This is a genomic window from Shewanella algidipiscicola (assembly GCF_003605125.1).
Lineage (GTDB): Bacteria > Pseudomonadota > Gammaproteobacteria > Enterobacterales > Shewanellaceae > Shewanella > Shewanella algidipiscicola.
Genome location: NZ_QPQT01000008.1, coordinates 67,999 through 91,595 on the forward strand (window position 1 = coordinate 67,999; position 23,597 = coordinate 91,595).

General features: G+C 46.4%; 22 protein-coding genes. 1 reads left to right on the forward strand and 21 read right to left on the reverse strand.

Features of this window, described 5'->3' with window-relative positions:
* From DVO77_RS10240 to traL, 18 genes are all read right to left on the reverse strand, one after another.
* Positions 1 to 981: a TraU family protein gene (locus tag DVO77_RS10240; protein WP_428842890.1), complete on the reverse strand. Its 981-nt coding sequence runs from the start codon at positions 979 to 981 to the stop codon at positions 1 to 3.
* Positions 982 to 1,012: 31 nt separating this feature from the next.
* The gene (locus tag DVO77_RS10245; protein ID WP_428842891.1) at positions 1,013 to 2,026 is read right to left on the reverse strand and encodes a TrbC family F-type conjugative pilus assembly protein; all 1,014 of its coding nucleotides are present in this window, start codon (positions 2,024 to 2,026) and stop codon (positions 1,013 to 1,015) included.
* Positions 2,027 to 2,147: 121 nt separating this feature from the next.
* Complete coding sequence (locus DVO77_RS10250) at positions 2,148 to 2,660, reverse strand: S26 family signal peptidase (RefSeq protein ID WP_209052597.1); 513 nt, start codon at positions 2,658 to 2,660, stop codon at positions 2,148 to 2,150.
* Positions 2,644 to 2,991 (reverse strand): hypothetical protein, encoded by a 348-nt coding sequence (locus tag DVO77_RS10255; protein WP_001044650.1) that lies wholly within the window; start codon positions 2,989 to 2,991, stop codon positions 2,644 to 2,646. The genes DVO77_RS10250 and DVO77_RS10255 overlap by 17 nt, the downstream gene beginning before the upstream one ends.
* Positions 2,984 to 5,383 carry a type IV secretion system protein TraC gene (traC, locus tag DVO77_RS10260; protein ID WP_119978284.1) on the reverse strand — a complete coding sequence of 800 codons (2,400 nt, stop codon included), beginning with the start codon at positions 5,381 to 5,383 and terminating at the stop codon, positions 2,984 to 2,986. Before traC ends, DVO77_RS10255 begins: the two co-directional genes overlap by 8 nt.
* Positions 5,383 to 6,075, reverse strand: a complete 693-nt coding sequence (locus tag DVO77_RS10265) for a DsbC family protein (protein ID WP_119978285.1) — start codon at positions 6,073 to 6,075, stop codon at positions 5,383 to 5,385. Before DVO77_RS10265 ends, traC begins: the two co-directional genes overlap by 1 nt.
* Before the next feature lie 144 nt (positions 6,076 to 6,219).
* Positions 6,220 to 7,665, reverse strand: a complete 1,446-nt coding sequence (locus DVO77_RS10270; RefSeq protein ID WP_119978286.1) for a sigma-54-dependent transcriptional regulator — start codon at positions 7,663 to 7,665, stop codon at positions 6,220 to 6,222.
* A 2-nt stretch (positions 7,666 to 7,667) separates the two neighbouring features.
* Complete coding sequence (locus tag DVO77_RS10275; protein ID WP_119978287.1) at positions 7,668 to 9,200, reverse strand: phospholipase D-like domain-containing protein; 1,533 nt, start codon at positions 9,198 to 9,200, stop codon at positions 7,668 to 7,670.
* 12 nt (positions 9,201 to 9,212) lie between these two features.
* Positions 9,213 to 10,322, reverse strand: a complete 1,110-nt coding sequence (locus DVO77_RS10280; RefSeq protein WP_119978288.1) for a hypothetical protein — start codon at positions 10,320 to 10,322, stop codon at positions 9,213 to 9,215.
* A complete protein-coding gene (locus tag DVO77_RS10285) occupies positions 10,319 to 13,048 on the reverse strand; it encodes a DEAD/DEAH box helicase family protein (RefSeq protein WP_119978289.1) in 2,730 nt (909 codons plus the stop codon). Before DVO77_RS10285 ends, DVO77_RS10280 begins: the two co-directional genes overlap by 4 nt.
* A gap of 579 nt (positions 13,049 to 13,627) precedes the next feature.
* Positions 13,628 to 14,566 (reverse strand): nucleotidyl transferase AbiEii/AbiGii toxin family protein, encoded by a 939-nt coding sequence (locus DVO77_RS10290; protein WP_119978290.1) that lies wholly within the window; start codon positions 14,564 to 14,566, stop codon positions 13,628 to 13,630.
* The gene (locus tag DVO77_RS10295; protein WP_028870246.1) at positions 14,559 to 15,350 is read right to left on the reverse strand and encodes a type IV toxin-antitoxin system AbiEi family antitoxin; all 792 of its coding nucleotides are present in this window, start codon (positions 15,348 to 15,350) and stop codon (positions 14,559 to 14,561) included. The genes DVO77_RS10290 and DVO77_RS10295 overlap by 8 nt, the downstream gene beginning before the upstream one ends.
* Before the next feature lie 220 nt (positions 15,351 to 15,570).
* Positions 15,571 to 15,957, reverse strand: coding sequence for a TraA family conjugative transfer protein (gene traA / locus DVO77_RS10300; RefSeq protein WP_000180225.1), 387 nt, complete (start codon positions 15,955 to 15,957; stop codon positions 15,571 to 15,573).
* Entirely contained in the window at positions 15,954 to 16,526 is a 573-nt protein-coding gene (locus DVO77_RS10305) for a TraV family lipoprotein (RefSeq protein ID WP_162924179.1), read from the reverse strand. The genes traA and DVO77_RS10305 overlap by 4 nt, the downstream gene beginning before the upstream one ends.
* Positions 16,527 to 16,600: 74 nt before the next feature.
* Positions 16,601 to 17,890 carry a TraB/VirB10 family protein gene (locus tag DVO77_RS10310; RefSeq protein ID WP_119978292.1) on the reverse strand — a complete coding sequence of 430 codons (1,290 nt, stop codon included), beginning with the start codon at positions 17,888 to 17,890 and terminating at the stop codon, positions 16,601 to 16,603.
* 2 nt (positions 17,891 to 17,892) lie between these two features.
* On the reverse strand, positions 17,893 to 18,789 hold the full coding sequence (locus DVO77_RS10315; RefSeq protein ID WP_119978379.1) for a TraK domain-containing protein: 897 nt from the start codon (positions 18,787 to 18,789) through the stop codon (positions 17,893 to 17,895).
* On the reverse strand, positions 18,773 to 19,399 hold the full coding sequence (locus DVO77_RS10320) for a TraE/TraK family type IV conjugative transfer system protein (RefSeq protein ID WP_119978293.1): 627 nt from the start codon (positions 19,397 to 19,399) through the stop codon (positions 18,773 to 18,775). Before DVO77_RS10320 ends, DVO77_RS10315 begins: the two co-directional genes overlap by 17 nt.
* A complete protein-coding gene (gene traL, locus DVO77_RS10325) occupies positions 19,396 to 19,677 on the reverse strand; it encodes a type IV conjugative transfer system protein TraL (protein ID WP_119978294.1) in 282 nt (93 codons plus the stop codon). The genes DVO77_RS10320 and traL overlap by 4 nt, the downstream gene beginning before the upstream one ends.
* A 288-nt stretch (positions 19,678 to 19,965) precedes the next feature.
* On the opposite strand from traL, the gene DVO77_RS10335 reads away from it, so the two are divergent.
* Positions 19,966 to 20,553: a plasmid-related protein gene (locus tag DVO77_RS10335; protein WP_119978296.1), complete on the forward strand. Its 588-nt coding sequence runs from the start codon at positions 19,966 to 19,968 to the stop codon at positions 20,551 to 20,553.
* A 26-nt stretch (positions 20,554 to 20,579) separates the two neighbouring features.
* On the opposite strand, the gene DVO77_RS10340 is transcribed toward DVO77_RS10335, so the two are convergent.
* Genes DVO77_RS10340 through traD form a run of 3 tightly spaced genes read right to left on the reverse strand, consistent with a single transcriptional unit; the run spans position 20,580 to position 23,592 of the window.
* Positions 20,580 to 21,215, reverse strand: a complete 636-nt coding sequence (locus DVO77_RS10340; protein ID WP_119978297.1) for an IncC plasmid conjugative DNA transfer DtrJ family protein — start codon at positions 21,213 to 21,215, stop codon at positions 20,580 to 20,582.
* Complete coding sequence (locus tag DVO77_RS10345) at positions 21,202 to 21,762, reverse strand: conjugative transfer protein (protein WP_119978298.1); 561 nt, start codon at positions 21,760 to 21,762, stop codon at positions 21,202 to 21,204. Before DVO77_RS10345 ends, DVO77_RS10340 begins: the two co-directional genes overlap by 14 nt.
* A gap of 9 nt (positions 21,763 to 21,771) precedes the next feature.
* Complete coding sequence (gene traD, locus DVO77_RS10350; protein WP_065767335.1) at positions 21,772 to 23,592, reverse strand: conjugative transfer system coupling protein TraD; 1,821 nt, start codon at positions 23,590 to 23,592, stop codon at positions 21,772 to 21,774.
* Positions 23,593 to 23,597: the final 5 nt, after the last annotated feature.

A 23,597-nucleotide genomic window follows, 5' to 3' on the forward strand; every position in this document is an offset into this window, starting at 1 on the left:
TTAACCTCCCGAGTTACAGCAGTCTTGCCAGCGCCATAAAATATAGAGCGCATCTTCACCGGCACCTGGGATTGTTCGCCACTCTCCCCATTTCATGGTGCTTTCACCGATGACATGCGCATTTTCAGTTTCTGGTACAGGGAAGAACATACTCATCTTGTATTGGGATTTCGGCAGCATGGGGTCGATAACAGGCCGGCATAGCGCACTGTTCCCCATTGTTCGCCTAGCAAGACCACGCCTGTGTTGAGCCGCGATTGCACGCGCCGCTAAATGGCTGGTGTTTTCTGCTAATGAGCCGAAGGCTAAGGTGTGGCCAGATAAGGGATAGAGATGGCCCCAACTGCCAGCACACCAAAACAACTGATCGATGGGTTTACCAAGCGTTGATGAAGCAGCGTCAGCGGTACAAGCAGATATAGCCAATGGATTGGCAACGGCAGCCGCTTCAGGCTGAGTAAAAAAGGCCAGTTCATCGTTCAGCCATGTTGGGTCCAATTCCGACAAATACATCAAGTCAAAGTCCATGTAACCATCGGCATTGCAATTGCCATCCATGAACAAATCGAGCATGACCAAAAGCGGAAAGGCGTAATAATGGTAATGGTAGAAAGCGAGATCACCGGTGTCATATTCACCCTCGCCATGACCACCTTGCAGTCGTCTATCACCTAACGGTAAACGAATCCCTCCCAGGGAAGGCGAACAACCTGGCGTTCTGACCAGTTCAATCAAACGCGCAGGCTCCCACATGCTGGTAACAATACCTGGCCTTGGCACACCTAAGTTGTCTTCACATAAGCAAAATGACTTGTTTGATGCGCCGCTTGGGACACTGCCAGAGCCAAGAGGAAGACCGGCAACCCGGATAGGAAAAATGCATGACCAGCAAACATCCGTCAGCAACTTGCCGGACAATAACCCCGCGTCTGGGCAGGTCAATTCGGCTTTTGCAGGAATAGATGCGCTTAGGACAAACATGACAACGAGAGTCCGCAACAGACGATACGTATTATTGAGCTTTTTCATGAACAAGCTCCTTTGCTGGAATTTCTTCTATTTCAAACGCGAGTCCCTTTGCTTGAACAAACGATGGGGTGACTTGCAGATCAAAGCGCTGCTTTAGCGAGACATTGAGAAGGTAAACAGGACTGTCCAATGTCTTTTCGAGCGCATTGAGGCGATTCCAGCCTTGCGCACGGTCGAGCTGCGTGGTGATAAGCGTAATGCGGCGCAGTGTCCTATCTTGCGTCTCAAGCCAATGCGCAACTGCGTCTACTTCTTCAGCGTCCGACGCATTAAACACCACGAGCTGCTGAGTAAATGGCAAGGCTTTGAGCGGGTTAATACGCGTTCCTGCTGGGATCAATGTTCGGCCATTGGCATCCAATAGTGGCCGCTGCAAGACGATGGTTGGATCAACCGTTCTTATCCGATACTGCGTGGCTTTGGGTAAGTCAGTAAATGTTTGGCGAGACCAGAAACGCTCAATGGCTTTTTTCTTTAATGCGCCCAGATCAATCGACTGTAAACGCTGCATCGCTACTTGCATCAAATCCGGTTCTAAAATCGAATGAATAGGACCGCGTTGACCCAATGAACCGGTATTGCCTGTTTCAATTTGACGCTGCAACCAGTCCTTGCTGTAAACCCCTAGTGCACTTGCAGTCACCTTGTCATCTTCTATGCGGAAAATGGCAGGCACGCTAGTCACCCGCCAGTGCACAAAGGCTCTCGGATCTATTCGAACCTGAGGAACAGGATCAAGCCCCGTCATCAGGGTATGCCAATCACGGATAGCCGCCCCCAAGGTCTTTCCTTCAGGAATTCCCCGAAACAACACAATAGCGCCGGTAGCACTGGCCTCTTTAAATAGCTGCTTCAGTGAGGAATCCCCCAGTGAAGACGACGCAAATATCAACCATTCATCGTTGTGTTTGAGCGACGCAGGTTGTTCAATCGGTGAAAAAGGCTCGATAAATTCAGATGAACCATCCACAGCACTTTGTAAAATGCTGCGGCTCATTTCGACGATCTTTTTGTCCTCGTCAGACAACGGATAAGGCTCTTGTGCCCAGGACACTTGAACCCAAGCCAATGGAGCAACCAACAAAAATACGTGACATAGTCTTTGCATCATCTACCTCCTACCAAAGCGGCCAAGCGCGACCGACAATCTGCTCGTGCCTAACGGCATTCCAATAGCGGGAGTCGAAACTCGTTGCAGCCTCGCCGGAAAACCAATATTCGTTTTCTTGCAGCGTCAATGAGCGGCTAAATTCTGTTTCAGCCACACCAAGACGCTGGGCTAATGCCATGCCGGTTGAGACTTCAGCACCGTTCACCAGCACATGCTCAGGCGTCACATTGACTTCATCCCCAGGCATCCCTGTTAGGCGTTTCAACATACGAGTACCGTCGTTATATAACGGAGCGAGTCCTTTTGAGTGGAAGGCATACAAACCATCCTTAACGGGCTCTTTATTCCATAGGTCAATCAGATACACCGTGGTATCAGGCAGGCAGCGCTCTTGCTGGGTATCAATACCTATTCGGTAGCGCATCATGGCGTAGGTGCCTACCAAGGCCATGATTAACGCAAGAATGGTCAAACGGATGAGATATGGCCGCCAAGGCATTCTTTTACGGAGTATCTGCATGAGACACCTCCTTTGATCCTACTGGCACGAATACAGAATCATCTGCACCCACCACCGCTTGGGCATCCAGCACGATAAAACCGGCTGCTTTTAACTTTTCAATTTGCTGATTGGTCTGAAGCAACCTGGATTCGATGTCTTGTTCGCTGGCATTGGGGCCCAGTGACAACACCGCCTCCCCAAAATCGACGACTGCAATGGGCGTACTTAACGCCAACTGGCTGTGGATGGGTTCGAGTGTTTTCATTAAGAGCCAGCTGGTCATTAAACCGCTACCAGCAATAGACAAAGTAATAGAGGCCATAAATGGCCAAAGCGTGGTCTTATTCATAGCCTCGCTCCTTCAACAACTGAGAGATGGCATCAGCAACAGAAAGGCCTTTGCGCGTTAACTGTTTAATCGCGTTTACATCTTCTGCACGGGACGAGTACAACAGCTTGTGAAACGGATCGACAATGAGGCGGCCAATCCCGGTGCCCATTTCGGTAATAAAGAAAATTTCGGAATAGACACCCGTGACGGTATGAACCGTTTTTAGGTACTCATAACCGCCTTCACCTAGTGGCAAGCGGCCTTCTTTTTTGAGCGCGTTGATGGTTTCAGCTTTTTGACCAAGCAGGTACATATTGGCCGAGTTTTCAGCGATGGCTTTACCTGTAGGGCTGTCATACAAATCGTTGACCGACTGCGTTACCGTTACAGCACTGCCGCCATATTTTCGAAATCGACGGTAACCCGTCTCGATGAACTTACCGACATCACCTTGAGTCAGCAGATCCCAGGCTTCGTCAATGAACACAATCTTGCGACGATCACGCTCACCTAAGTACATCTCTTGTTGGATTTGGTAGATAAGCTGAAGCAACACCACTTGTTGCAGGTGCTTGCGTCCCTTGAGCTCTTCTAACTCCAGAACGGTGAAACGGTTTTTGAAGCGAATATTGTTGTGGCCATTAAAGAAACGGCCATATTCGCCCTGTGTCGTAAACGGATAGAGCTGCTCACCCACGTCCTGCACACGTCGGTCTTCATGATTTTTTAAAGCCTCTGCCACATCATCAACCAACATGGCACGACCTTTTTTCTCCCACAGTTCACGGGTCTGACGCTTTAGGTTGGCCATCTGAAAATCAGTTAATGACTGCGTAGGCGCGGCCATTGCGGCCAATAATCCAACCAGTACATCCGCTTCTTCGTCATAGTCCTCAACGATTTCAAACGGGTTTAAGCAAATGCCACTATCCCGCCCGAACTGTAAGAACTCTCCGTCATAAACTTCACACAGCTTTTCATAAGAGCGGCCAACATCAATCACCCAGCATTGCCCGCCTTCAGATAAGTAGGAGGAGATGATTTCGTTCACCAGGAAAGACTTGCCCGCCCCCGATTGCGCCGCGATGCAACAGTTGTAATTACTGCCCGAGTCATAAAGGGACACACTCATGATCTGACCATTACGGGAAACAAAGTTAATCACCGGCGTGCCAGTGCCTTTCCAATCCGCAAACAAAGGCAACAGAGGGATGACATGCCGTGTCGCCATGGTCTTGAATCGAAACAAGTCGTTCATCGCCTGGCGGTCAGCACCAAATGGCAAGGCATTCAGGAAAATGGGCAAACAGAAGTACTTGTCTTCCATCAGCTCAAATCCGAGTTCTTTGAAATAGGTTCGAGCATTTGAAACAGAACTGATGGACGCTTCTTCCGTTGGTGAAAACAGCGTTAAGGTCATATTTGCCCGAATAGGACGATCACCTTCCTGCAAGGCTTCAAAAAGAACATCAAACCCCTTTTTCTTGGCTGCAAGCACCGGCACAAACTTGAGCATCGGGCCATAGGCCTGATTGACCGCCCATTGACGCTTCGTCTCTAAACGAGATCGCATGGCCTCGGCTGAAGGAAAGTGAATGGTGACATTCAGCAAAAAGCTGCCGCGTAAACCTCGACTGCCCGTCATCATATCGCCCGCAAAACTTGCGGCATGACCAAACCAGATCCGCTCAGGCAGGCGCTTAAATGATAAGGTTTTGACTCGGTAATCGCCCAGCATCAGACCTTGGCTATCCACCTTGATAGCTCGGTCATAATCCAACACTTGCTCTCGAAGTGGTTTATCAGCCTCACTGCGGACTGGTGATGGATTACGCCAGGAAGCATCTTTTCCCCAGTTAAGCTGCGCACTTAATGCTGCGAGCCAATTTCGGTCAGTCATCTCATTAACTCGAAAACCAACTGTTGCCAGCGCCTGCGAGAAAGAAGCCCGAAGCGCGGATGCTCGACTTAATTCACGCTCAGTCGGTATAGGACTTTCCAAAGGCAATTTGCAGGTGACGATCAGTTGAAAGTTGCGTACCTGAGTCTGGGTCGATTCTTCTATCGGTTGAACCGTGCCGCCATCGAGGAAATCCGCACGTTTGCGTATCGACGCCCTAAGCAATGGATCGGATTGACGATGCCGTAAGCCCATCATGCGCTGAAGGTCGGTTTGAATATCAGGCGAGGCGTACAGGCCAAATTGCAGCAAAGTGTCTTTTGGCCAGTCGTTGTTGAGTAGAACATTAACCCTGTCTGCAACAGACTCATCACCACCCGGCAATGGGTCACATAGAAAACCAAAGCCAACACTTTGGTCTTCCATGAAAAACAGTTGCTCATCGTCTGAATAGGCCAATACTGGCAATAGCTCTGAAGCGCGTTGCCCTGAATACAGAGAGGCTTTCATTAACGCCCCTCCAACCAAGCAGAAAGATCATAAGGACGGCCTCGGCTGATGCGACCATCATTGGCGACGATGAAAGGCACACCTTGAATGCCCAGGATTTGAGCCGTCACCAAGGTACGCTGCATTGGCTCTAAGTTGCAGGCATTATCCTGCTCTAAGTTACTAATTCGACCATTGAGCAATGCATCGGTGGCCGCTTTTTTGTCACGCGCACAGCCAAGCTGGCGAACCTGACGCTCTGAATCAGGACCAAGCACTGGCACAGGGAGTATTTGGAAGGTGTATTCTTTGGTTAACGGTAAAGCTTGTTTCAAAAGCTCATGGCAGTGCGGGCATCGTGGGTCAACAAAGACCACCACTTTCTTTTTGCCTTCGCCCAGCGTCAGTGGGTTCAAATCATCCATTTTTAAGCCAAGACGACTTAAGTCCAGCGTGTTCCCCGCTTCACGAATTTCTTCAAGGCTGGTAAGCGGCTTTTTGGACCAGGCATCATAGAGCGTGCCATCAATGACGAACCGGCCACTGTCTGACATGAAAACAATACGGCCATTGCTTTCGACCGCTTTCATACCCGTGACAGGTAAAGAAACCATGCCGTCAATTTTGCCAACGGGCGACACTTCAGACACAGGTTCAGCTTGAACCAAAGGAGACAGCGCAAGCGCCAGAATGATTGGAGATAGTTTTCGCATGAGGAGTCCTCGTTAATGTATATCGAGGCTCCAGTCTATGCAGTTGTCCTATGTGGACTCGGTTAGATAGATTGAAGAATTTGTCGTCTTGCTAAGCAGCACCAACACCAAATCTTAATGAAAACAATCACACACTAAAATAACTCAATTGTCTCTCATATACTTTTGCAAAGTTTTTTGATCTACCTTCAATGCTTCTGCGGCTTTAACCCATGTACCAAATTGCTTTTTGGCAGCTGTTGCAAATTCCTTATGAAACGCTTTCATTAACTCATCCTTAGTTGTCTTGGATAAATCACCAAATGCAAACCTTGTGTCAGGACTATCCTCCTGGATAACAGGCTCGCCCAACGCAGCTAATGAGCTAGAGATTGCCGACTCTGTAGTTTGGGAGCTCAAAAAAGCACAAGACATGTATGCCAGCTTTTTTAGGTCACGTAAGTTACCTGGTAAATATGCCGAGTTAAAAAACTGGATTAATTCATTTGACACCGGAGCTTCCGCAGGCAGATTGGGGTTAACATTAACTTCCTGCCAGATTCTTTGCCAATCCGACAGAATATCTTCTCTGCATGCACGAAGTGGAGGTATTGTTATTGTGAGCATGGATACACGATCAAAGAAATCAGCATCGAGTATCGTTGCCAAGTGCTCAAGTGATTTATTACTCGCACAAACTAGCTCGAAGTCAGATGCTTCCTCAGTGTCACTTCCAACAGGGCGAAAACTGTGATGGTTATCTTGAAGCACTCGAACCAGCTTTCGCTGAACCGAAGTTGGTAAATCTTGAATCTCATCCAAAAACAAAACTTTTCCATTTGCTTCTTTCAAAAGTCCATTGCGATCCTTTTCCGCCCCAGTGAAGGCACCTTTTACGTGGCCAAACAACATACTATCAACCACTTGAGAATCTAGTCCTCCACATGCAAGCGTAACAACCTGCTTTTGCTTTACCTTACCGACAACGGTTTCAATTAGCCTCGTTTTCCCTGTACCACGTTCACCCAGTACAAGTAACGGAGCTTTGGGAACACAAGAGAACTGCTTTAACGTTTGTAATGCATCCTGCCTTGCTTTTGATTTAGGGTCTAAATCGTAAAGGGCGTAACCGCCCTCTGAACTTGAAATAGCAGAGATCTCTGCCAAATACGTATTTACACTGAAATCAACTTTGGCAATGCTGGTTCTTTTGGTATCGGGGTTATATTGTGATGACCAGAGGATTGTTTCGCGTGGAAAATGCCCCCGAGCATGAAGAATCAACCAAACCGCATGCATCGCCGGAGTTCCCGGCGATACATTGATATGAAGATTCTGTTCAAGCTTTAGCTCTGGAATAATCTCGGACTCTATTGCGTGATAAATTTCGTTATGATCAGCTGGGTTCTCGATAGCTACAGTTCGAAAGGTAATCTGTATATCGCCAAATTCATGCTCTTTGTACAGACTGTTATCCCCAGCTGACTGAGTAAGAACAATTACTTTGCCAACATAAACTTTACGATTCTTAAGCCGCTTTAACGCTTCGTCTAATACCTCAACCCCAGCTCTTTTTGAGTGCCAACAAAGCAGTGTGTTTTTGTTATCCAAAATTACGCCTCCAATACAATTCGGGCGTTTGGCAATTCACTTTGCTTCAGCCTTTTTGCCATGGCAAGTTCGTATTCTTGACGAACTGTAATAGCTAACTGTTTTTTTGTCAGTCGAACAACCTTTGGCTCATAACTCTCTCTAGGCGATCCTGAATCCTGCTTCTTAGAAGTTTCATCCTTAGCCGTTAAAGGTTTGAAATACTCTGGACTGGCGTTAGTGATAACTGGCGGCTCTATACGCCATTTATACTCAATCTTGTGCGATGTTTTTTCCCGCCAGTTTGCATTGGGTATTTTTGGGTGCTTATCCATATCAGACAAACAATCTGCTTTTATAGGTGATAACTCAACAATGTCTACTTCGCTGACTGAGTACCTCTTGAATGTATTATTTTCCCAAGCTTCAAAACCACCAGAAATCATCCCTAGACTCATGTCGATGCTCAATTCATTGTGGCTATTAGTTAAAAACATATCTAAGCAGTTCATCAGCTCTTTTACCTGAATACCGGTGAGTTTTACGCCTAACTCAAAGCCTTGATCCATACCATGCTCTTGAAAATTGGCCGACATCACCATGCCATGCATTCCATCTACTACAATCGCTTTGGCATGTAGCCATTTAAAACACATCACCGATGCACCAGCCTGTTTCATAGCCAACAACGCTGGCATGGCTGCGGGTCTTTGGCGAGATAGAATGGTGACTTTTAGCCCCGACTTCGCACGTTCACATATTGCTTTTACAAGCTGATGGTCCTCTTGCCATCCAAAACTCGATATGATGAGTTCATTTTCCGCTTGATTGATCAACGCTAATGCGTGTTCCCTAATTCGAGCGTCTTCACTCGAAGTGACCAGTATTTCAGTTAATTCCCTTGGGTATCTGACATTGCCTGGCGACTTATATGCTGAGAATTCACCACGGCTTGTCATATGGTGCTGCGCACTCTCGAAGATTGCCCAACGGAACACATTCACGATCTCAGCTATTTGATGGCGTGAAAGCGCGACCCCCAGCTCTTCATTTCGTAAAAGTGCTTCTTCTGTAAGGTTTGCCGTTAAAAGCAACCCTTTAGCATTACCAGTTTCATGTAATGCGTCTATAACAACGGCTTTTGCGTGGAAATGCGGCGCAGATGCAAAGTGAACATGTCCAGACAATTTGTTTAACATTTCCTTATGCTGCACAAGACACTTCTTACCAAAGTCATCGTCAGGCACATCGCCATCAAGACGAGTCTCACATGCCAATAGTATGTACACACGAACTTTGCGCTTTGCAGCTTTTAGGACAGCAGATTCGACATTCTCATCAGCAAGTAAAAACGTACTAAGAATAACCGAGTGCTCAGCATTATCGATTAATTCGACAACTCTTGATTGCAGCTCATTGCAGAACAAAGAGCTATTAATAGGTTGCGGATCAGATACCTGTTTAGGTAAAACAGGCAAAAGCACAGGGGGCAACTTGGTATTTGATTGATCAACAATCTTAGTTTCTGTTTTAGTAAACTTTTCAATTAGATTCATCACTATTATTCCTTATAGGTTCCAATCATGGGCTGCAATGACATGCCAGGTATGCTGATTTTGCTGGTCTTCTTCAATCCAAAACTGATTTGCCAGCTCTGCTCTATCAGGTAGTGTGAAATTCCAACCTTTAAAAGGTTCGAGTGCTTTTTCTCTCCAAACTTGGTACTTGTTATTGGTGGCATACATATTAATATTTTTCTCTAATCTCCATTCAGCCCACTTTTTAGCATCCAATTCAGTCAATGCTGATATTGATATATTGTGTAACTTCATCGCATCAAACGAGCCCAACTTGTGAACAGATGGTTTGTTTACTCTTACCGAGCGCTTCATATTGATTCGCTCAGATTCAGTTGTATTTTCGAAAACCACTGACAAGATTTCCGTTTGCTCATCCCATTGTTCAAGCAAGCCCTCACTATGCAGAAGTACTTTAAAAACTTGCTGACGACTGATTGGTTCAACCCGATGTGAAAATATAAGATCCTTTCCGCGCTTCACATCGACATTGCCATCAGTCACATTCCACTCGATGTAAAACGGTTTTCCTTGAGGTGAGATGCGCTCACCTTTGAGTTCAATTTTGTCAACGCGTACTTCCGAGCCTCCACCTATTGGTTCAACCTTCAGGCCACGAACGTCTTTGACTAGTTGAGGAACCTCAACGAGTCGCTTTGCTCTTTCATTTAGCTCGTTTCTGTTTTTTCCCAGTCCGATTGACGCTGCACTAGGCTCTGTGTGCGCTTCAATAGTAAGAAGAGGATGAGGCAATAAAGGCTCATGACAAACGCAAAGGCTCCAACACCCATCTTCTGGCACTAGGATTTGATCTTTCTCAAGAGCAATCAGTCCTGATTCAGTGAGCCTGTATTGGTCTCTACTAGACTCAGCAAGCCCATATAACTGACATATATTTAGTAATCTATCAGCAACGACACGACGTCCGATTTTGTCTCCAAATAAATGCTCGGAACACTCAGCTGAACTCGCATTCGGATAATCGTGAAGGAATTGCAGCACGCAGTTTATTTCTGGACGGCTATCTGCCAGCGCGATTTCACCCTGTATGAGCCAAGTTTCAGTTTTGATTTCTCGTTTTAGTATGATGTCATGGCTCATAGTGCCTCCTGTGATTCAGTCTTGATTGTTGTAGACCAGTAAGAATTGCTAGCAAAAGTACCTAACACACCCGATGCCTTTTGCATTGCAGAGCGGTTTCCGTACACAATGAGCTGATGCTTGGCCCTCGTAATTGCCACATTCAAGCGATTTGGGCTTTCGAGAAAACTCGTGGGATGGTTATTTGCGAAACTAAGCATGACAAAATCAGCCTCATGCCCCTGAAAACGGTCTACGGTACATATCTGAATATCAATATACGGTGAGGATTTTTCACCTCGATAGAAATGCCTTACTCCGTGATGATTTCCCGTCCACTTTCGTAAAGCTCGACGTATAGCTCGCTCTTGAGCCCGATAGAATGCCAAAACAGCAACTTCCCAAGGCTTTTGTTGGTTTTTCTCAACATTTGGGTTTGATTTTGCCCAAGAATCAAAGCGACTTAATTCTTTTAATATTTCTTCTACTTCAGCGGTGATTTCACCTTCTTTGCCTTTTCGACCTTTAACATCGTGCCATATACAACGATGTGAGCCGCTTCGGTATCCCCAGTCCCGCTTTTCAGCTTGGCCATCAGGACTTTGCAGTGCTTTTTCATGGTATATATGTACTCGGGAAAACTCGGCAATGTCTGGATGCATTCTGTGCTGGTAACTAAGCCGTATTTGTCGTTGTTCCAAAACACTGGCTGGAAGTCCATCAGACAGAGCGGTGCCTTGTTTCTGATACTCTGTTCGTTCAAATCCAACTTGTAGTGATTCAAGGATAGAAGGCAGTGCGATCCTACGTACCCTGTCTATTGCAGTGAACGTATCTTTTTCTGAGTCAAATGGTAGTAGCGCTTTGATATCTTCCTCTAACTTATTAACAGTTTTAGAACTTCCGTTAGATTCTGTATTTAGGCGCTGTTCGTACATACGAGCCAGTCGCCACGCTAACTGGGATTCCCAGCTATCGGACTCGGTCTTGATTTTTGTACGAGTTAATCTCGAATGCGCTGCAAGTCGCATTTCTAACTTTTCCGGTAACGCAGGCAGCCCCCTTATGGTCGTCAAATCCAGGGGTAGGTGATTAGCATTCTGAGCGATGAACGCTGACGAACCAAGGACTACTGATGCGTAAGGGAGATCTGTCTTCGGACCTTTAGATGATGCAACCAATACATTTTTGGACTTTGCTTGCTGATGATAAAATTCAATTGTCTTTTCATCGTCAGTGCAAACCAAGGATACTTCTCGTTTCTGAATATTGATTTGTCGAGCAGAGAAAACATCTGCGCATGCTTCTCGCTGATAACTATCCTGTAAACATGGCTGCAAATTTACTTCGGTAGCTTCATCATCAACATAAGGTGAAAGCTGTTTTGGGTCTCCCACCATGATCCAACGCTTGGCAAGTACCGCTGGCACCAAAAACTCTTGAAAAGTTGTTTTTGATGCTTCATCAATAATCATCACATCGAAGATTGGCGATGTTGATTGTTTATTTTTGATATCAGGATGCTGAAGCAAACCAATAGTTGTCCCGCAAACTAAATTCGCCGCTTCAAGAACAAGACGCTCAACAATATGTTTACCTTCACCGACCTTACTTTTAAGTAACTTCTGACTAACTGAAATGTGCGGTTGTTGCTGAAGATGTTTTAGCAATCTTGTGCGTTCAGTTTTAACAAACTCTTCCAATTGCCATGGCTTTGCCTTTTGAGAAACGCTTGATTTATCTCCAATCCGTACAGGTAACACCATGTCGCGATAAATATTTTCTTCAGACATCATTCGTTCAAGAGCATTGTCAACAGCAACGTGTGTTGATGCACAAAGTAAGATCCGCTTACCTCGCTTTATTAATTGAAGAATCAGTTCGCAAATGGCTGTAGTTTTGCCAGATCCAGGGGGGCCTTCAAGGAAGGCAAAGTCTGGTGTATTGAGTGCAATATTTACAAAATCACGCTGCTGAGATGTTCCCTCTCTTGCTCCATCGGTAAGAACGTAGTAGTCATCGTTAAATAAGTGCTCATCATAAGGAACATTCGGCCACTTAGCATGATCCTTACCTTCAAACAGCCTCAATAGCGGAAGATGGTGAATAGAAGGGGTGTCTTGTAAGCTTTGTAATGCATTAATCTGACACTTTAACTGGTATGTGTTTGGACGAATAACCAAATAGTCGTGGTCAGGTAAACGATCCAATAACAAGCTGTCATTCTCTACATTTCTGTCCAGGACTGAAATTGCGTTGGATTTATTGAATCCAACATTGCTTTGTGATTTACCCGTCAAATGCCAACCATAACCGTCTGGACACTCATACGACGACAGCCCATTGCCTAATTCACTCGCAATTTCGTCCGCGTGCTCCTCAGTTGCATAAGCCATTTTAGGTTTACCGTGACTTCTACAATTTGGGCATTCTCTAGCGGCACTACCCACGGCTTTCCATCTAGCGGGGCTTGCTTCGTATACCGTGTCGGTACTTTCATCTAAAAAGAGCTTTAAGTTCTTTTCGAAATCACCGCAGTTATCGGCAGGCTCAACTAATTGTATCCATACTCCACTTTGAGCATCGTCCAGCTTTTCCCAAGCTATCGCTTTAACAGCCTTCGTACTTTCTAGGTATTTTCGAGTGGTGTCTAAATACTTATAAAAGTCACCAAGACCACTCACTGCTTTACTAAGCAGGATGTCTGGCCTGTGAATTCCTAAGTTTGCGTATCTTAATAACGCCATGTTTCGTCCTTTGATCGAATAAGTTGTTCATCCTAAATATCAAGCATCGTGCCAACAACCTTCGATTCAAAGGCCTTATTAATTGCGCACCACCGAACAAATAAAGGTTTTTAAAGAAAGGTATTTTTCACACCCTTTGTGTAAATTTATAACCTATAAGTACCATTTTGTACATCACATAACTCTCATGAAGCCAAGACAATGAAAAGAACCCAAACAACTTTACTTTGACTACTTATAACTGAAACGCCGTCATGATAAACGGGTACGGGGTAGGATGACGCCCAAGCCGTCAGATATCTGGCCGCTTGGGCGTTTTTTATTGTTATCAGGTGCCCAGTAAAACGGCGCTGATTGCTGGAACTGTTGTGCTAATGACTTCTTGAGTGCTGGCAACGATAGGTAAGGTTGCAGACATAACACTTTTATCGCCTACAAGCGATGACAGAAGCGCCGTTGCTAGCCAAACGGTTTAGCTGAGCCCGTTTTTTTACACCTATGTGGACTCGGTTAGATAGATTGAAGAAATCGCAATCTAACTAGGGGGCTTATAGCTCGTTGAGGATTGTTATAAACGAATTACTCGGCGTTTGCGTTAACAAGCCAATCATCAAGCACTTGCTTTAATTTATCTAATTGCTCTTGATGTTTTGCTTGATTCTTTGCCAATTTGTTAATGTTCTGCAACTTCCAACGAATCGCTGGCAAGTCTGCTGCATTAGGATAGTAAAACAATGCCCAGTCAGGTTGCCCTCTTTTGAATGACATAAGGAAAGCATGATCCCTTTCTGTGAAATGTTTTTGCAGTTCAATTAACATCATGGGCCTAACAGAGGCTAAGTCTTCGCATTCAACTTTTTCAAAAGTCATTCCGTCAAATTCTGCCTGAAATTTCTCATTCAGAGGCTGCCAGTTTGGCGACATGACTTCATTAATAGGCCGAGGGTGACTTAATGTATAGGTTAAAAAACCCACCAAAATCTCTCTCGAAATCCCTTCACTGCCAAGTAACATACGGACATCAAATAAGTCGCGAGGATGTTGGCGATCCATTGCAGCACACAATTTCCCACCATACAGATCGGGAAGACTGACTACCTGAATCTCAGCATAACCAAACTCGTCTTCAACAGACTCTTGAACTGGCATTATCTCTGCACTATGCAATGTACCTCTGGCGACGGGCGACACTTCAATTTTAATTGTCGCAACCGGACTTGATACAACGATTCTCAGTTCATCAGCTTTATTATCCTGAAATGCCGCTCGGATATCTGGTTGAGTATTGATTCTGTCTGTAATGCGCTGCAATGCAGCCCTGACATTAACCAAAGCCTCATCTCTTGGTTCAAGTGGAAGATAAGCAAGATCAATATCTACAGATAACCGAGGAAAGTCTCTCACAAATAAATTAATGGCGGTGCCGCCTTTAAGTGCAAAAACCGTCTCTGTGGCTACCACAGGAAGCATTCTTATGAGCAAGGAAACCTGTTTGTAATATGGGCTGTCTTTATCCATTATGTTGTTCACCTTTTTTGACGCTTAATATCTCTGGCACTGTGATTTGATATCGCTCATCAAAACGTCCTTTTTCGACAACCTGCCGCTTTCCTGCACCTAATTTAATTCTTGTTTCATCTACGCGATTGACCCACTGGTGATCGTAGTATCGACCCAGAAATAGAAATATTCGGTTTGCCTGAACAGAGCTGCTTCGTTCAAGAATATCTTGTACTTTTCTAGGACTAAGATTGACTAAACCCTGAAATAATTCTGCGACATGCTCAAATGAAATCAGCTTTCCAATCGCGTCTACCACTTCATAGGCAGCAAGTTCTGCACAGCTGACAGTGAGTTCTTTCTCTTTGACCGTGATCCTTTTCAAATCTTTCTCGGGATTCACTTCAAGCTTATGGTTTCCACAGTAAAACCAATTCTGATAAGGGAATTCACGAAACCATTTCGGTAAGGACGACTTGTTTTTAACGCAAATCCAAACTTGCTCTTTGTTCAGCTGTAAATAGTGACTCAGTCCCTGGTGAGTTAAGCTGCTCAATCCAGCCAAATGAACTGAAACGCCCAATTGCACATCCAATGCTTGAATGGCATCAACCCAAGTTGGCTTTATATCGCCCTGCGCATTTGGACGATAGTACACACCAGAACTAAGCTTCTTTAGCCAACCGTTCTGCGCGTACTTTTGAGCCAACGAGTAGCTCACGCCGTTTTCAGTCAGCCATTGCTGAAGTACTAGCGCACCAGGAGAAGTATGAGCAACAAGCCAGTTTATTTTAGATGACATTTTAACACCCAAAGTATGAATATCACGAACAGTATAAACCATATAGTTTATTACGATAGGAATTTTAACACTTTAGGTATTAATATACCAAATACTGTAAACCAAGTTCGTTAATGTGGCGTCGCTGAAATGAAAAGGTCTACACAACATCACCAATAACCCGATGTTGTGTAGACCTAAGTTTGATTGCCTTAAGTGAACTGCCTACTGTGGTTCACATTCAGGTGCCCAGTAAAACGGCGCTGATTGCTGGAACTGTTGTGCCAATGACTTCTTGAGTGCTGGCAACAACAGGTAAAGTTGCAGACATAACACTTTCAACGACTGTTGGCGTATTGTAGAGACCCATACCGCCACCAATGCCCAAGGCAAAAGCCATCAAGCTTTGGCGAGCGATACCGCCCACAATACCCACCAGTACCATGGCTCCCGCTACGATCCGTCCCAAAGTACCTTGGGTCCAATCTTTTAGGGTATCCCACACATCAGTGAAAGCATCACCACCGGTGCCCGCAAATGAGGGCTCCGAAATCATTAACGCCATTAAACCAAGCGCACCAATGGTCATTAGGCGCTGAGTTTGAATGGTGCGAACTGCATTTGTCATTCGTTAGTTTCTCCGTAGATACTCAAGTTATCGCGCTTACCATCAGCTCCCGCTGAGGATGAATCGCTTTGAGTCTGAAGTGGACGTAGCACTGGCGAAACCGTTCGAGGTGCTGACACCCCAATATCCCACCGGCGCGGTTCAATTTCGGTAAACACGTAGCTGGATAAATTCAGATCTCCACGGTCATCCTCCCAAGGCGCAATCCAAATTCGCATCACCCTTGAAGGAATGCGAATAGGTGCAGATTGCTGCGTCTCAGGTAATGCTGGATGGCTCAGCAGTCCTGTCTCTAAATCAGATTGTGAATACCCAGAGGGAGAACCAATTCGAGCCGCCACAGCATCAATCGTCTTGGGTGCAGCGCCATTGCTGGTAAGCTCATAGACTTCACGAGCGGATAAACAGCGCACACCGTCAGGCATACCTGGGCATCCATATTCACTACTCCCAAGACCCAATGAACTACAGCCAGACAATAAGGTTGAGCCGACTGCCAATAAAAGTAATCCAGCTTTAGACCACTGTTTTGACTGGTGCTTTGGGTTTTTCTGCATTGATGTCGTCATGGTTAACTCTCCTCTGGATACACATCTTATTGTCTGAAACGGACTTCGATCGGTTAGCAACATGCAGGATTTTTTCATCTTTTTGCACCTCCCCCTTGCGAAGCGGCCAATGACAACGAGGCTCCACGAGTGACTATGACTTCAATTTTCCTTGCAGCGTCTACCTCTATGACTGGGAACATATTTTCAGCCATGTCCAAATAGAACTTGGCCACTCGATCCAATGCTTTACCGGTGCCTTTAATCGCAGCGCCTTGCAATGCTTCTTGGCTCATGACTTGCTGGTACAGCTGAGTATCACCGGCATTACCCGTCTGAATCGTCGGAACAGGATTTACATCAAATGCGCCAGCCAAGCCCTGAAGGAATCCGGCCATCATCGATTTGGCCACCAGCTGGCCTTGTTTCGACACCAATCGGCCACGAATACCGGCTTTGCCGTCTTCACCCACGGCATAAGAATCCAGTCGTGTTTCAATGACGCCACCATCTTCTCTCACACATGAAATGGTCTCGCCTCGCAAATAAGCACGCTCAGAGCTCAAATCACCGTAACCTGCGGCGATCAAGAAACACTCTTTGATATCCGCTCTAAATCGGTTGGGTAAAATGGCTTCCTTTTGAATCCTCAGCAATGCAGGAAAAGGCTCACGTCTTGCGGACTCATGAGTAGGGGCATCCAAACCTGTGATCAAAGTACCCGAGATGATGCTGCCTGCCGGTAGATACAAAGGCGGCGCTTCTTGCACAACAACCTCTGGTTCAGCAACCACTTCAGGCTCAATCATACGAATCGTGATTGGCGGCAATGGAACATCCCGTGCTCGTGTGCCTTGGCCATTGGCTGGCTGCTGATAGAGCGGATCAGGCAGCGGCGCATTGGCAAAATAGTCGTCTGGGTTAGACGGCAGTGGCTTTTCGTCTTTAGGCAATTCCATGGCAGATAAAGGCACTTCAAAACGGCTATTTGTGCCTTCAACTGCTGCATCACCTCCAGCGCGAACATCATCAAGTTCCGCTCGAAGGCGAGCCAACTCCGCATTGACCTCACTTGGTATAGAAGGCGAACCTGGGCTTAGCCGTCCTGAATCGACGTCACGACGCAAGCGCTCAACTTCACGACGTAACTGTTCATTGCGCTCACTGAGTAGTTTTACGTTCGCAGCCAAACTATCGACCCCAACATCACGAGTATTGGTATCCGTAAGAATGTGCCGGATCGTTTCCTGTCGGTTCCGACTGCTTGAGCCATCGTCAGGATTAGGTGAAAACACCATCACCATAAGGATGAGACAACCAGCAATACCAGCAACCGATAGGCCCCGCTTCATGTTCGGGCTCATTTGTTCCCATTGTGCTTTCATCGTTATTCACCTCCCACAAGAAGCGAAGGTCGCTGACTTTCCACCGCTTCTTCACGATGATTGCGAACAACCACATACAACTCAGTCTTTTCACTCGGCAACAAGATATTGCGAGGCCAGTAGGCGCTTGCCACTATATCTGGTGCATGACAAGCTATTTCACTGGCTTCTATCGGCTCATCGGCAAAGCTTTCAACCAGTCCTACATAGACGGTGAAGTAATGTCCCGTCACAATTTGCCCCTGCTTAAAACCAAACTTTAAGCCAGGCTGAAAACATTTCGGGCTTGTGTCAGCTTGGCCAGCTAAACGGATGTCATAGCCTTGTGGTAACTCATTTAGTGCAAGGCGTCTGAGTAAGTCACGTAGGTTATCGACGTATGGCTGAGCCGTTTCCCAAGTGGCGGCTTTTCGGTTCACGACGCCCTTAATAGGCCACTGCTGACCATCAATAGCTAAGGTGATTTCACGCGGTGGAATACGACGAGGTACTAAGGTGACAGATAACGCAGGCGCTTCCTGACCAGGCGGAGTGATGTAAAGTGAAACCGGTGATTCTTTGTCCGTGGCTACATATACAACATTCCCCTTGATTTGCGTCTGAGCATCACTGGTTGTTCTCACCTGAGGCGATTCAAACGGCGTCACAATTCGATTCAGATGACCAAGTGCTACAGGGATCAGTTCATTAACCCCCGGTGTCATCAGTAGCGTTGTTGGCGTATCCGCTGCAACCGAATTGCTTTGAACCGGTGGATTTGCAGTAGCAGACTGCTTCATCACACTGGCTGGCACAATCGGCAATTCCACGTCTGCATACGACGCTTGTGATAACAGAACGCCACTCAAGCTCATTGCGATTAAGCTTGGTGTCATCCATCGACTAATTTTGGTTCGCATCATTCACCCTCCGGTTTTGCTCTTGGGTCAACTTTTCACGAACTCGCTTCGTTCTAGCTTGCCCCTCATACGTATCCATCCAGCTAAGTTTTGGACGGTATTGCTCAATATTGATGTCAAACTCATAGGTGCGAGTTTGGCGCTGTTCATCTCCAGATGGTCCAGAGACCAAGGAATAACCGGTCACAAAGACATGGCCGGTTTCATACTCATACTCCACTTGTCTGGGTTGGAATTTGAGCGTGACTCGGTCTTCCCGGATTTGTCTTGCCTGAATCTCCAGTGCATCGACCACTTGCTGGTACACCGCTGGAGAAAGTAGCGGCTCAATAGCAACTCGGATAAAAGACACATTACCCGGCGTCACGTTGCCCATAAGCTCAGCCAGATAGAGTCCCCAAGACTCAAGGTAAGGCTGAGTGGCCTGGTTTCGTGACACTTCAGCCGTTTCAGACAAGGTTGGTGGTTGAATGGCCACCACGGTATTGCGAGAAAATGCCGCTACCGCAAGCAGCAAGTTAGATAGCACCAGCACCGCAATCAGGAACCGTTGCCATCGGTTCTCTAATTGCGTGCCTTGCCATGATTTTAAAAAAACGTCGAACTTCACGGCAGATAGCTCCTGATAAATGGGTTAGGGATCGTCTTGGCTTTGGTTGGCAACAGTCCGGCCCAGTAGATGGCGTGAAGAATAAAACCATCTGGGCGACCATCACGAAAACGCCGATAGAGCTTGGTTGTCACCAACCCCAACAGGCATAAAACCAAGGCATAACCGGTAAAAATGCCGATCACTAGCCCCAACAGAATGGGAGCCATCTCATCGGCACTCCAAAGCAGGAAGTGCGGCGGGTCATCGATATAGGATGGAATATTTACAGGTTCCATAGTCACTCCTCGTTGTTTGAATTGAGAAGTGAAGGATGCCTCGGGATTGGCAGCTTCAGTGGTCAGCTAGATGCCGAATTATTGAAGGTTTTGAGGGTTCTATTCAGACAATACTAACAATTGATCTTTTTGATGCGGTTGATATGATGGGGATATTGGTCGTGTCGAGACCAGCTGCCCACTTTAGCAAACCCGGACGGGACGACATGCATATCAAATTTATTTTTTGCTTAGGTTTTTTCTGCGACCTCGGCAGTGGGCACCGTATTCGCTAATAGGAGAAACTCAATGCAAATTACTAAAATCATTTCCTCTGCCTCGGTTGAACGTTTAAAGCAAAAAGCACGAAAGCTTAAACGTGAAAAATCCATTACACACACTCAAGCACTCGATGAAGTTGCAGTATCTGCTGGTTTTAATCATTGGCATCAAGTTGTGCAAGCTAATGACTTACTGAAACCATCAGAAGTGGCGTTATCTTCTGGATGTGTCATGGCTTTTGATGTCAAAGATGGTATGGACGTCGATACCAGTGATGGGGTATTTATTGAAGACCACTTATTGGAGATGCTCACTGAAAAGCAGCTGTTTGAAATTTATGCCAATTCCCCTGATGAGGACGACGAACAAAACAGGCCGCTAAAAGAAACGCTATCGGATTCAGAGCTTCATGAGTATTTTCGAGATGATTGCTCATTCATGTACTTTCGTCTTGCCGAGCCTCATGCAAACAAACCGTTAAAAGAAGTATTGGCTCTTATACGACAGTACTCTTTTTGGATGCCTCAATATATTTGGCTTCAAGGCCACCTTATTGATACTTATCATTTGCCAACGGAAGACGAGAATGGCAATACCGTAGGCGTAAGGTTTTAGCTCTACAAGATGAGGCCTAACTGGCCTCATATCTTCTTCTGCAAGTGGCTTAACGCCAACCCCGCCATCAATGCCAAGCCGATGATCATCGACGGTAGAACCACCGGTGGAATAGCCAGCGGGGCGAACAATCCCATAAACAGCAAGATGATGCCTGAGCCCAAGATGATCATGCTGTAGCGGTGAATGATAGGGCTCGAAAAATCAAAGGTTGTTTTCTTAATCTTCCAGGTCATCAAACCGTCCCACAACGCCGGTAACATGAGAATAAGCGCAAAGGGCAACCAGACCATCAGCAAAGCAAATCGAGTGAACACTTGGTACAACACATCAAAAAATGCCTGAATACGGTCTTCTACCCAGACAAACCAAAAGCCTCCCATGTTCTCCATCCCTTTAGAACGAAGTCGCTGTTCTTCAGTGGGGATTAGAAAATCTCGCACAGATTGCTCCATCTGCGTATCCACAACCCATGATTGATACCAGCCATGGCTAGTTTGACCAATCCAATAGCTTGTTTGTGCGCCCAATTGATTTTGGATCATCTGCTTCTCTTTACTAATGACCCGGCCAGTCCAATCACCAGGCACTAACACGCCAATGGAAATAATCTCTAGCATCAGCGCCAGGCAAAGTAGCCAAACCGACTTATGCTTGCTCATGCCAAACATCCTCTTCTACTCGCGCCAGCATGGCTGCAACGGTTGGCGTCATAATCCGGGCTTTAATCACTTGTTGAAGCCGTTTTGTCGTCGTATGACCACTGACATAACGCACGTCGATGCGTCCTTCAGCCAAATACGCCATCCGATTTGGACGATTACGAATCCAGGAGTGGAAATACACACCATCCACGGCAGCCCACTCGAAATGGTCAGGATCACGCAGGCGAATCCCCGTTAAAGCACTGGCGGCAGTCCAGGTAAGTGCCTCAATGAAATGCCAAAGGCGTACACTGTCATCATCACAACTGACTTCTTCATAACTGCCCAAACCATTACACAGACACAAATCAAAGATGGAATGGCCATCTAACGTAAACGCATCCGTTAAGTAGTCCGCCAAGCAATACACCGAGGCCAAAGCATGAGGCCAGTCGGTTTCAAGCAGTCTTAAGGTTTCCTTGAACTGGGGATTATGTTGCTGCCACTGAGCGATCATTTCTTTACTGGTAAGTGTTGTCATTTTCAGACAGACAGAATGATGCATACAGACTCCTTATGCTGCCTGTGTAGAGCTGGTTAAAATAGGAATGCGACCTTTGATCACGCGGCCACCTGAAAGCTTGGCGATGTACTCTAGGTTGGGGAGCTGGCCTAATAACTGCGGTGGAAACATATCGCCTTCTTCCTCCATCAAGCGTTCGCCATGATTGCCGGTAAACAAGGCGGGGCTGTCCGAGTTGGACGACATACCTTGAGTTTGCATGATGTACTGCAACCGAGTCTTAGGAAGATTGTCGGTAATGTACTGCTGCGTTTCGGCATCCATCACCCTAAGAGCTATCAGGTTGTTGATGTTACCTAACACCTGGCGAGCCTTAGCTTCACTGCCTGTACGAGCTGCAAAGTCAGCAAAGGTCTGAGTAGCAATCACACAACGCATTTTTGCGCCACGACCTTTGTTGAGCAGTTGAATGAAGGGATCGTTGACGACTTCAGCCGCCTCATCGATGAAGATATTTACGGGACGATTTTCAACACCATAGTTATAGCGGTCACCGGCCACGGCGGTAAGATCGGATAAAAGTAACGAACCAATGGCGCTGCCAACCATGGCGTCGGTCAATGAATCCAACCCGATATAGGCCACTTGGGCATTGTTGATAATACGGCCAGAATCCGTAATTAACCGGCTGTCATCCACGTCGTTTGCAATAGGTGATAACAGTGGACCAAGTTCACTTGATGTGAGCATATTGAGCACCGGCATCAGTGAAGCCACCATCTTGGAATAGTGGGTTCTGTCATGCTCAAACATGCTCAAAAGGCCTTCCAAATCGGTATTGGCGGCAACGGGCTGAATGCGTTCGTAGTAAAAAAGCAACATCGCCATGGCTTGTTTAGCCAAGGTATTGGCCTTTTCGGTAAAGCGCTTGATCTCCACACTAAAGTTCGGATACACCTGCTCACCCCATGCCGTGACGGCTTTTACTACCAAGCCTTCTGGGCCACCTTCCAAGAATCGTCTCAGTGTTTTCAGATCAGGACGTTGTGACGTAAGCAACAGACCTTGCACTATGTTATTCAGTGCCATTTGACCAAAGGCTTTAAATGGATCAGCACCGGTTTCGGATGGGATTAAGGCCGCAATTCGGCTAGCAATTTCAGTACCCCGGTTAAAGTTCCTCAGGGGATTAAGTCGTACTGAATGCTCTGGAAACCCCGGATGAAAATACACAAAGCGCTCAGGACTACCGGCGGCAATACAGGCTCGCTGTGCATTATCCTTAAGTTCTTTGTCTCCCTTGGGGTCAATAATAATCACGGCTTCATTGCGCAAAATGGCCTGAGTGATCATCGTATCAAAGCATCGTGTTTTTCCCGCACCGGTCGTACCGACAATTAAGGTGTGCCCCTCAGTGTGACCAACTGGCTGGTACACATCTTCTTCTTTGGGCTCAACACCATGAATCCAGGTCGAACCCATTTGTTTGCCGTGACCTTGGTTAAGCAAGGTTTGCTTATCCCGCTTTAAGATTTCATAAGCGCGTTGGGCATGACGTTGGTCCCACTCAAAGCCATACCCCAACCACAATTCATCAGGATGTTTTGCCATCACCTTTTGCAAATGCGACAGCGCCATAAAAGCCAATGGTTTGCCTTTTAGCCCCTTCTGCAACTTATAAAGACGGTAAGCCTCAGGCAGGCGATACAACGCCATGCCCGAGGAAATCCCTGTCATCCACCAAAATGGCTCAGGTGGTAGCTCAGTCAGCATTTCTGCGGCAATTGCCCCAGTTGCCCCAACCAGCCAGCCTGCTGCTGCCATGGCTTCATAGTTCGTGCGCCAGGGCATCTCATATGCGTTTTCTTTCATTCATG

Coding starts and splice junctions, on each gene's coding strand:
- DVO77_RS10240 (WP_428842890.1), bottom strand. CDS start 981: ATGTTTGTCCTAAGCGCATCTATTCCTGCAAAAGCCGAATTGACCTGC.
- DVO77_RS10245 (WP_428842891.1), bottom strand. CDS start 2,026: ATGAGCCGCAGCATTTTACAAAGTGCTGTGGATGGTTCATCTGAATTT.
- DVO77_RS10250 (WP_209052597.1), bottom strand. CDS start 2,660: ATGCAGATACTCCGTAAAAGAATGCCTTGGCGGCCATATCTCATCCGT.
- DVO77_RS10255 (WP_001044650.1), bottom strand. CDS start 2,991: ATGAATAAGACCACGCTTTGGCCATTTATGGCCTCTATTACTTTGTCT.
- traC (WP_119978284.1), bottom strand. CDS start 5,383: ATGAAAGCCTCTCTGTATTCAGGGCAACGCGCTTCAGAGCTATTGCCA.
- DVO77_RS10265 (WP_119978285.1), bottom strand. CDS start 6,075: ATGCGAAAACTATCTCCAATCATTCTGGCGCTTGCGCTGTCTCCTTTG.
- DVO77_RS10275 (WP_119978287.1), bottom strand. CDS start 9,200: ATGAATCTAATTGAAAAGTTTACTAAAACAGAAACTAAGATTGTTGAT.
- DVO77_RS10280 (WP_119978288.1), bottom strand. CDS start 10,322: ATGAGCCATGACATCATACTAAAACGAGAAATCAAAACTGAAACTTGG.
- DVO77_RS10285 (WP_119978289.1), bottom strand. CDS start 13,048: ATGGCGTTATTAAGATACGCAAACTTAGGAATTCACAGGCCAGACATC.
- DVO77_RS10290 (WP_119978290.1), bottom strand. CDS start 14,566: ATGGATAAAGACAGCCCATATTACAAACAGGTTTCCTTGCTCATAAGA.
- DVO77_RS10295 (WP_028870246.1), bottom strand. CDS start 15,350: ATGTCATCTAAAATAAACTGGCTTGTTGCTCATACTTCTCCTGGTGCG.
- traA (WP_000180225.1), bottom strand. CDS start 15,957: ATGACAAATGCAGTTCGCACCATTCAAACTCAGCGCCTAATGACCATT.
- DVO77_RS10305 (WP_162924179.1), bottom strand. CDS start 16,526: ATGACGACATCAATGCAGAAAAACCCAAAGCACCAGTCAAAACAGTGG.
- DVO77_RS10310 (WP_119978292.1), bottom strand. CDS start 17,890: ATGAAAGCACAATGGGAACAAATGAGCCCGAACATGAAGCGGGGCCTA.
- DVO77_RS10315 (WP_119978379.1), bottom strand. CDS start 18,789: ATGCGAACCAAAATTAGTCGATGGATGACACCAAGCTTAATCGCAATG.
- traL (WP_119978294.1), bottom strand. CDS start 19,677: ATGGAACCTGTAAATATTCCATCCTATATCGATGACCCGCCGCACTTC.
- DVO77_RS10335 (WP_119978296.1), top strand. CDS start 19,966: ATGCAAATTACTAAAATCATTTCCTCTGCCTCGGTTGAACGTTTAAAG.
- DVO77_RS10340 (WP_119978297.1), bottom strand. CDS start 21,215: ATGAGCAAGCATAAGTCGGTTTGGCTACTTTGCCTGGCGCTGATGCTA.
- DVO77_RS10345 (WP_119978298.1), bottom strand. CDS start 21,762: ATGCATCATTCTGTCTGTCTGAAAATGACAACACTTACCAGTAAAGAA.
- traD (WP_065767335.1), bottom strand. CDS start 23,592: ATGAAAGAAAACGCATATGAGATGCCCTGGCGCACGAACTATGAAGCC.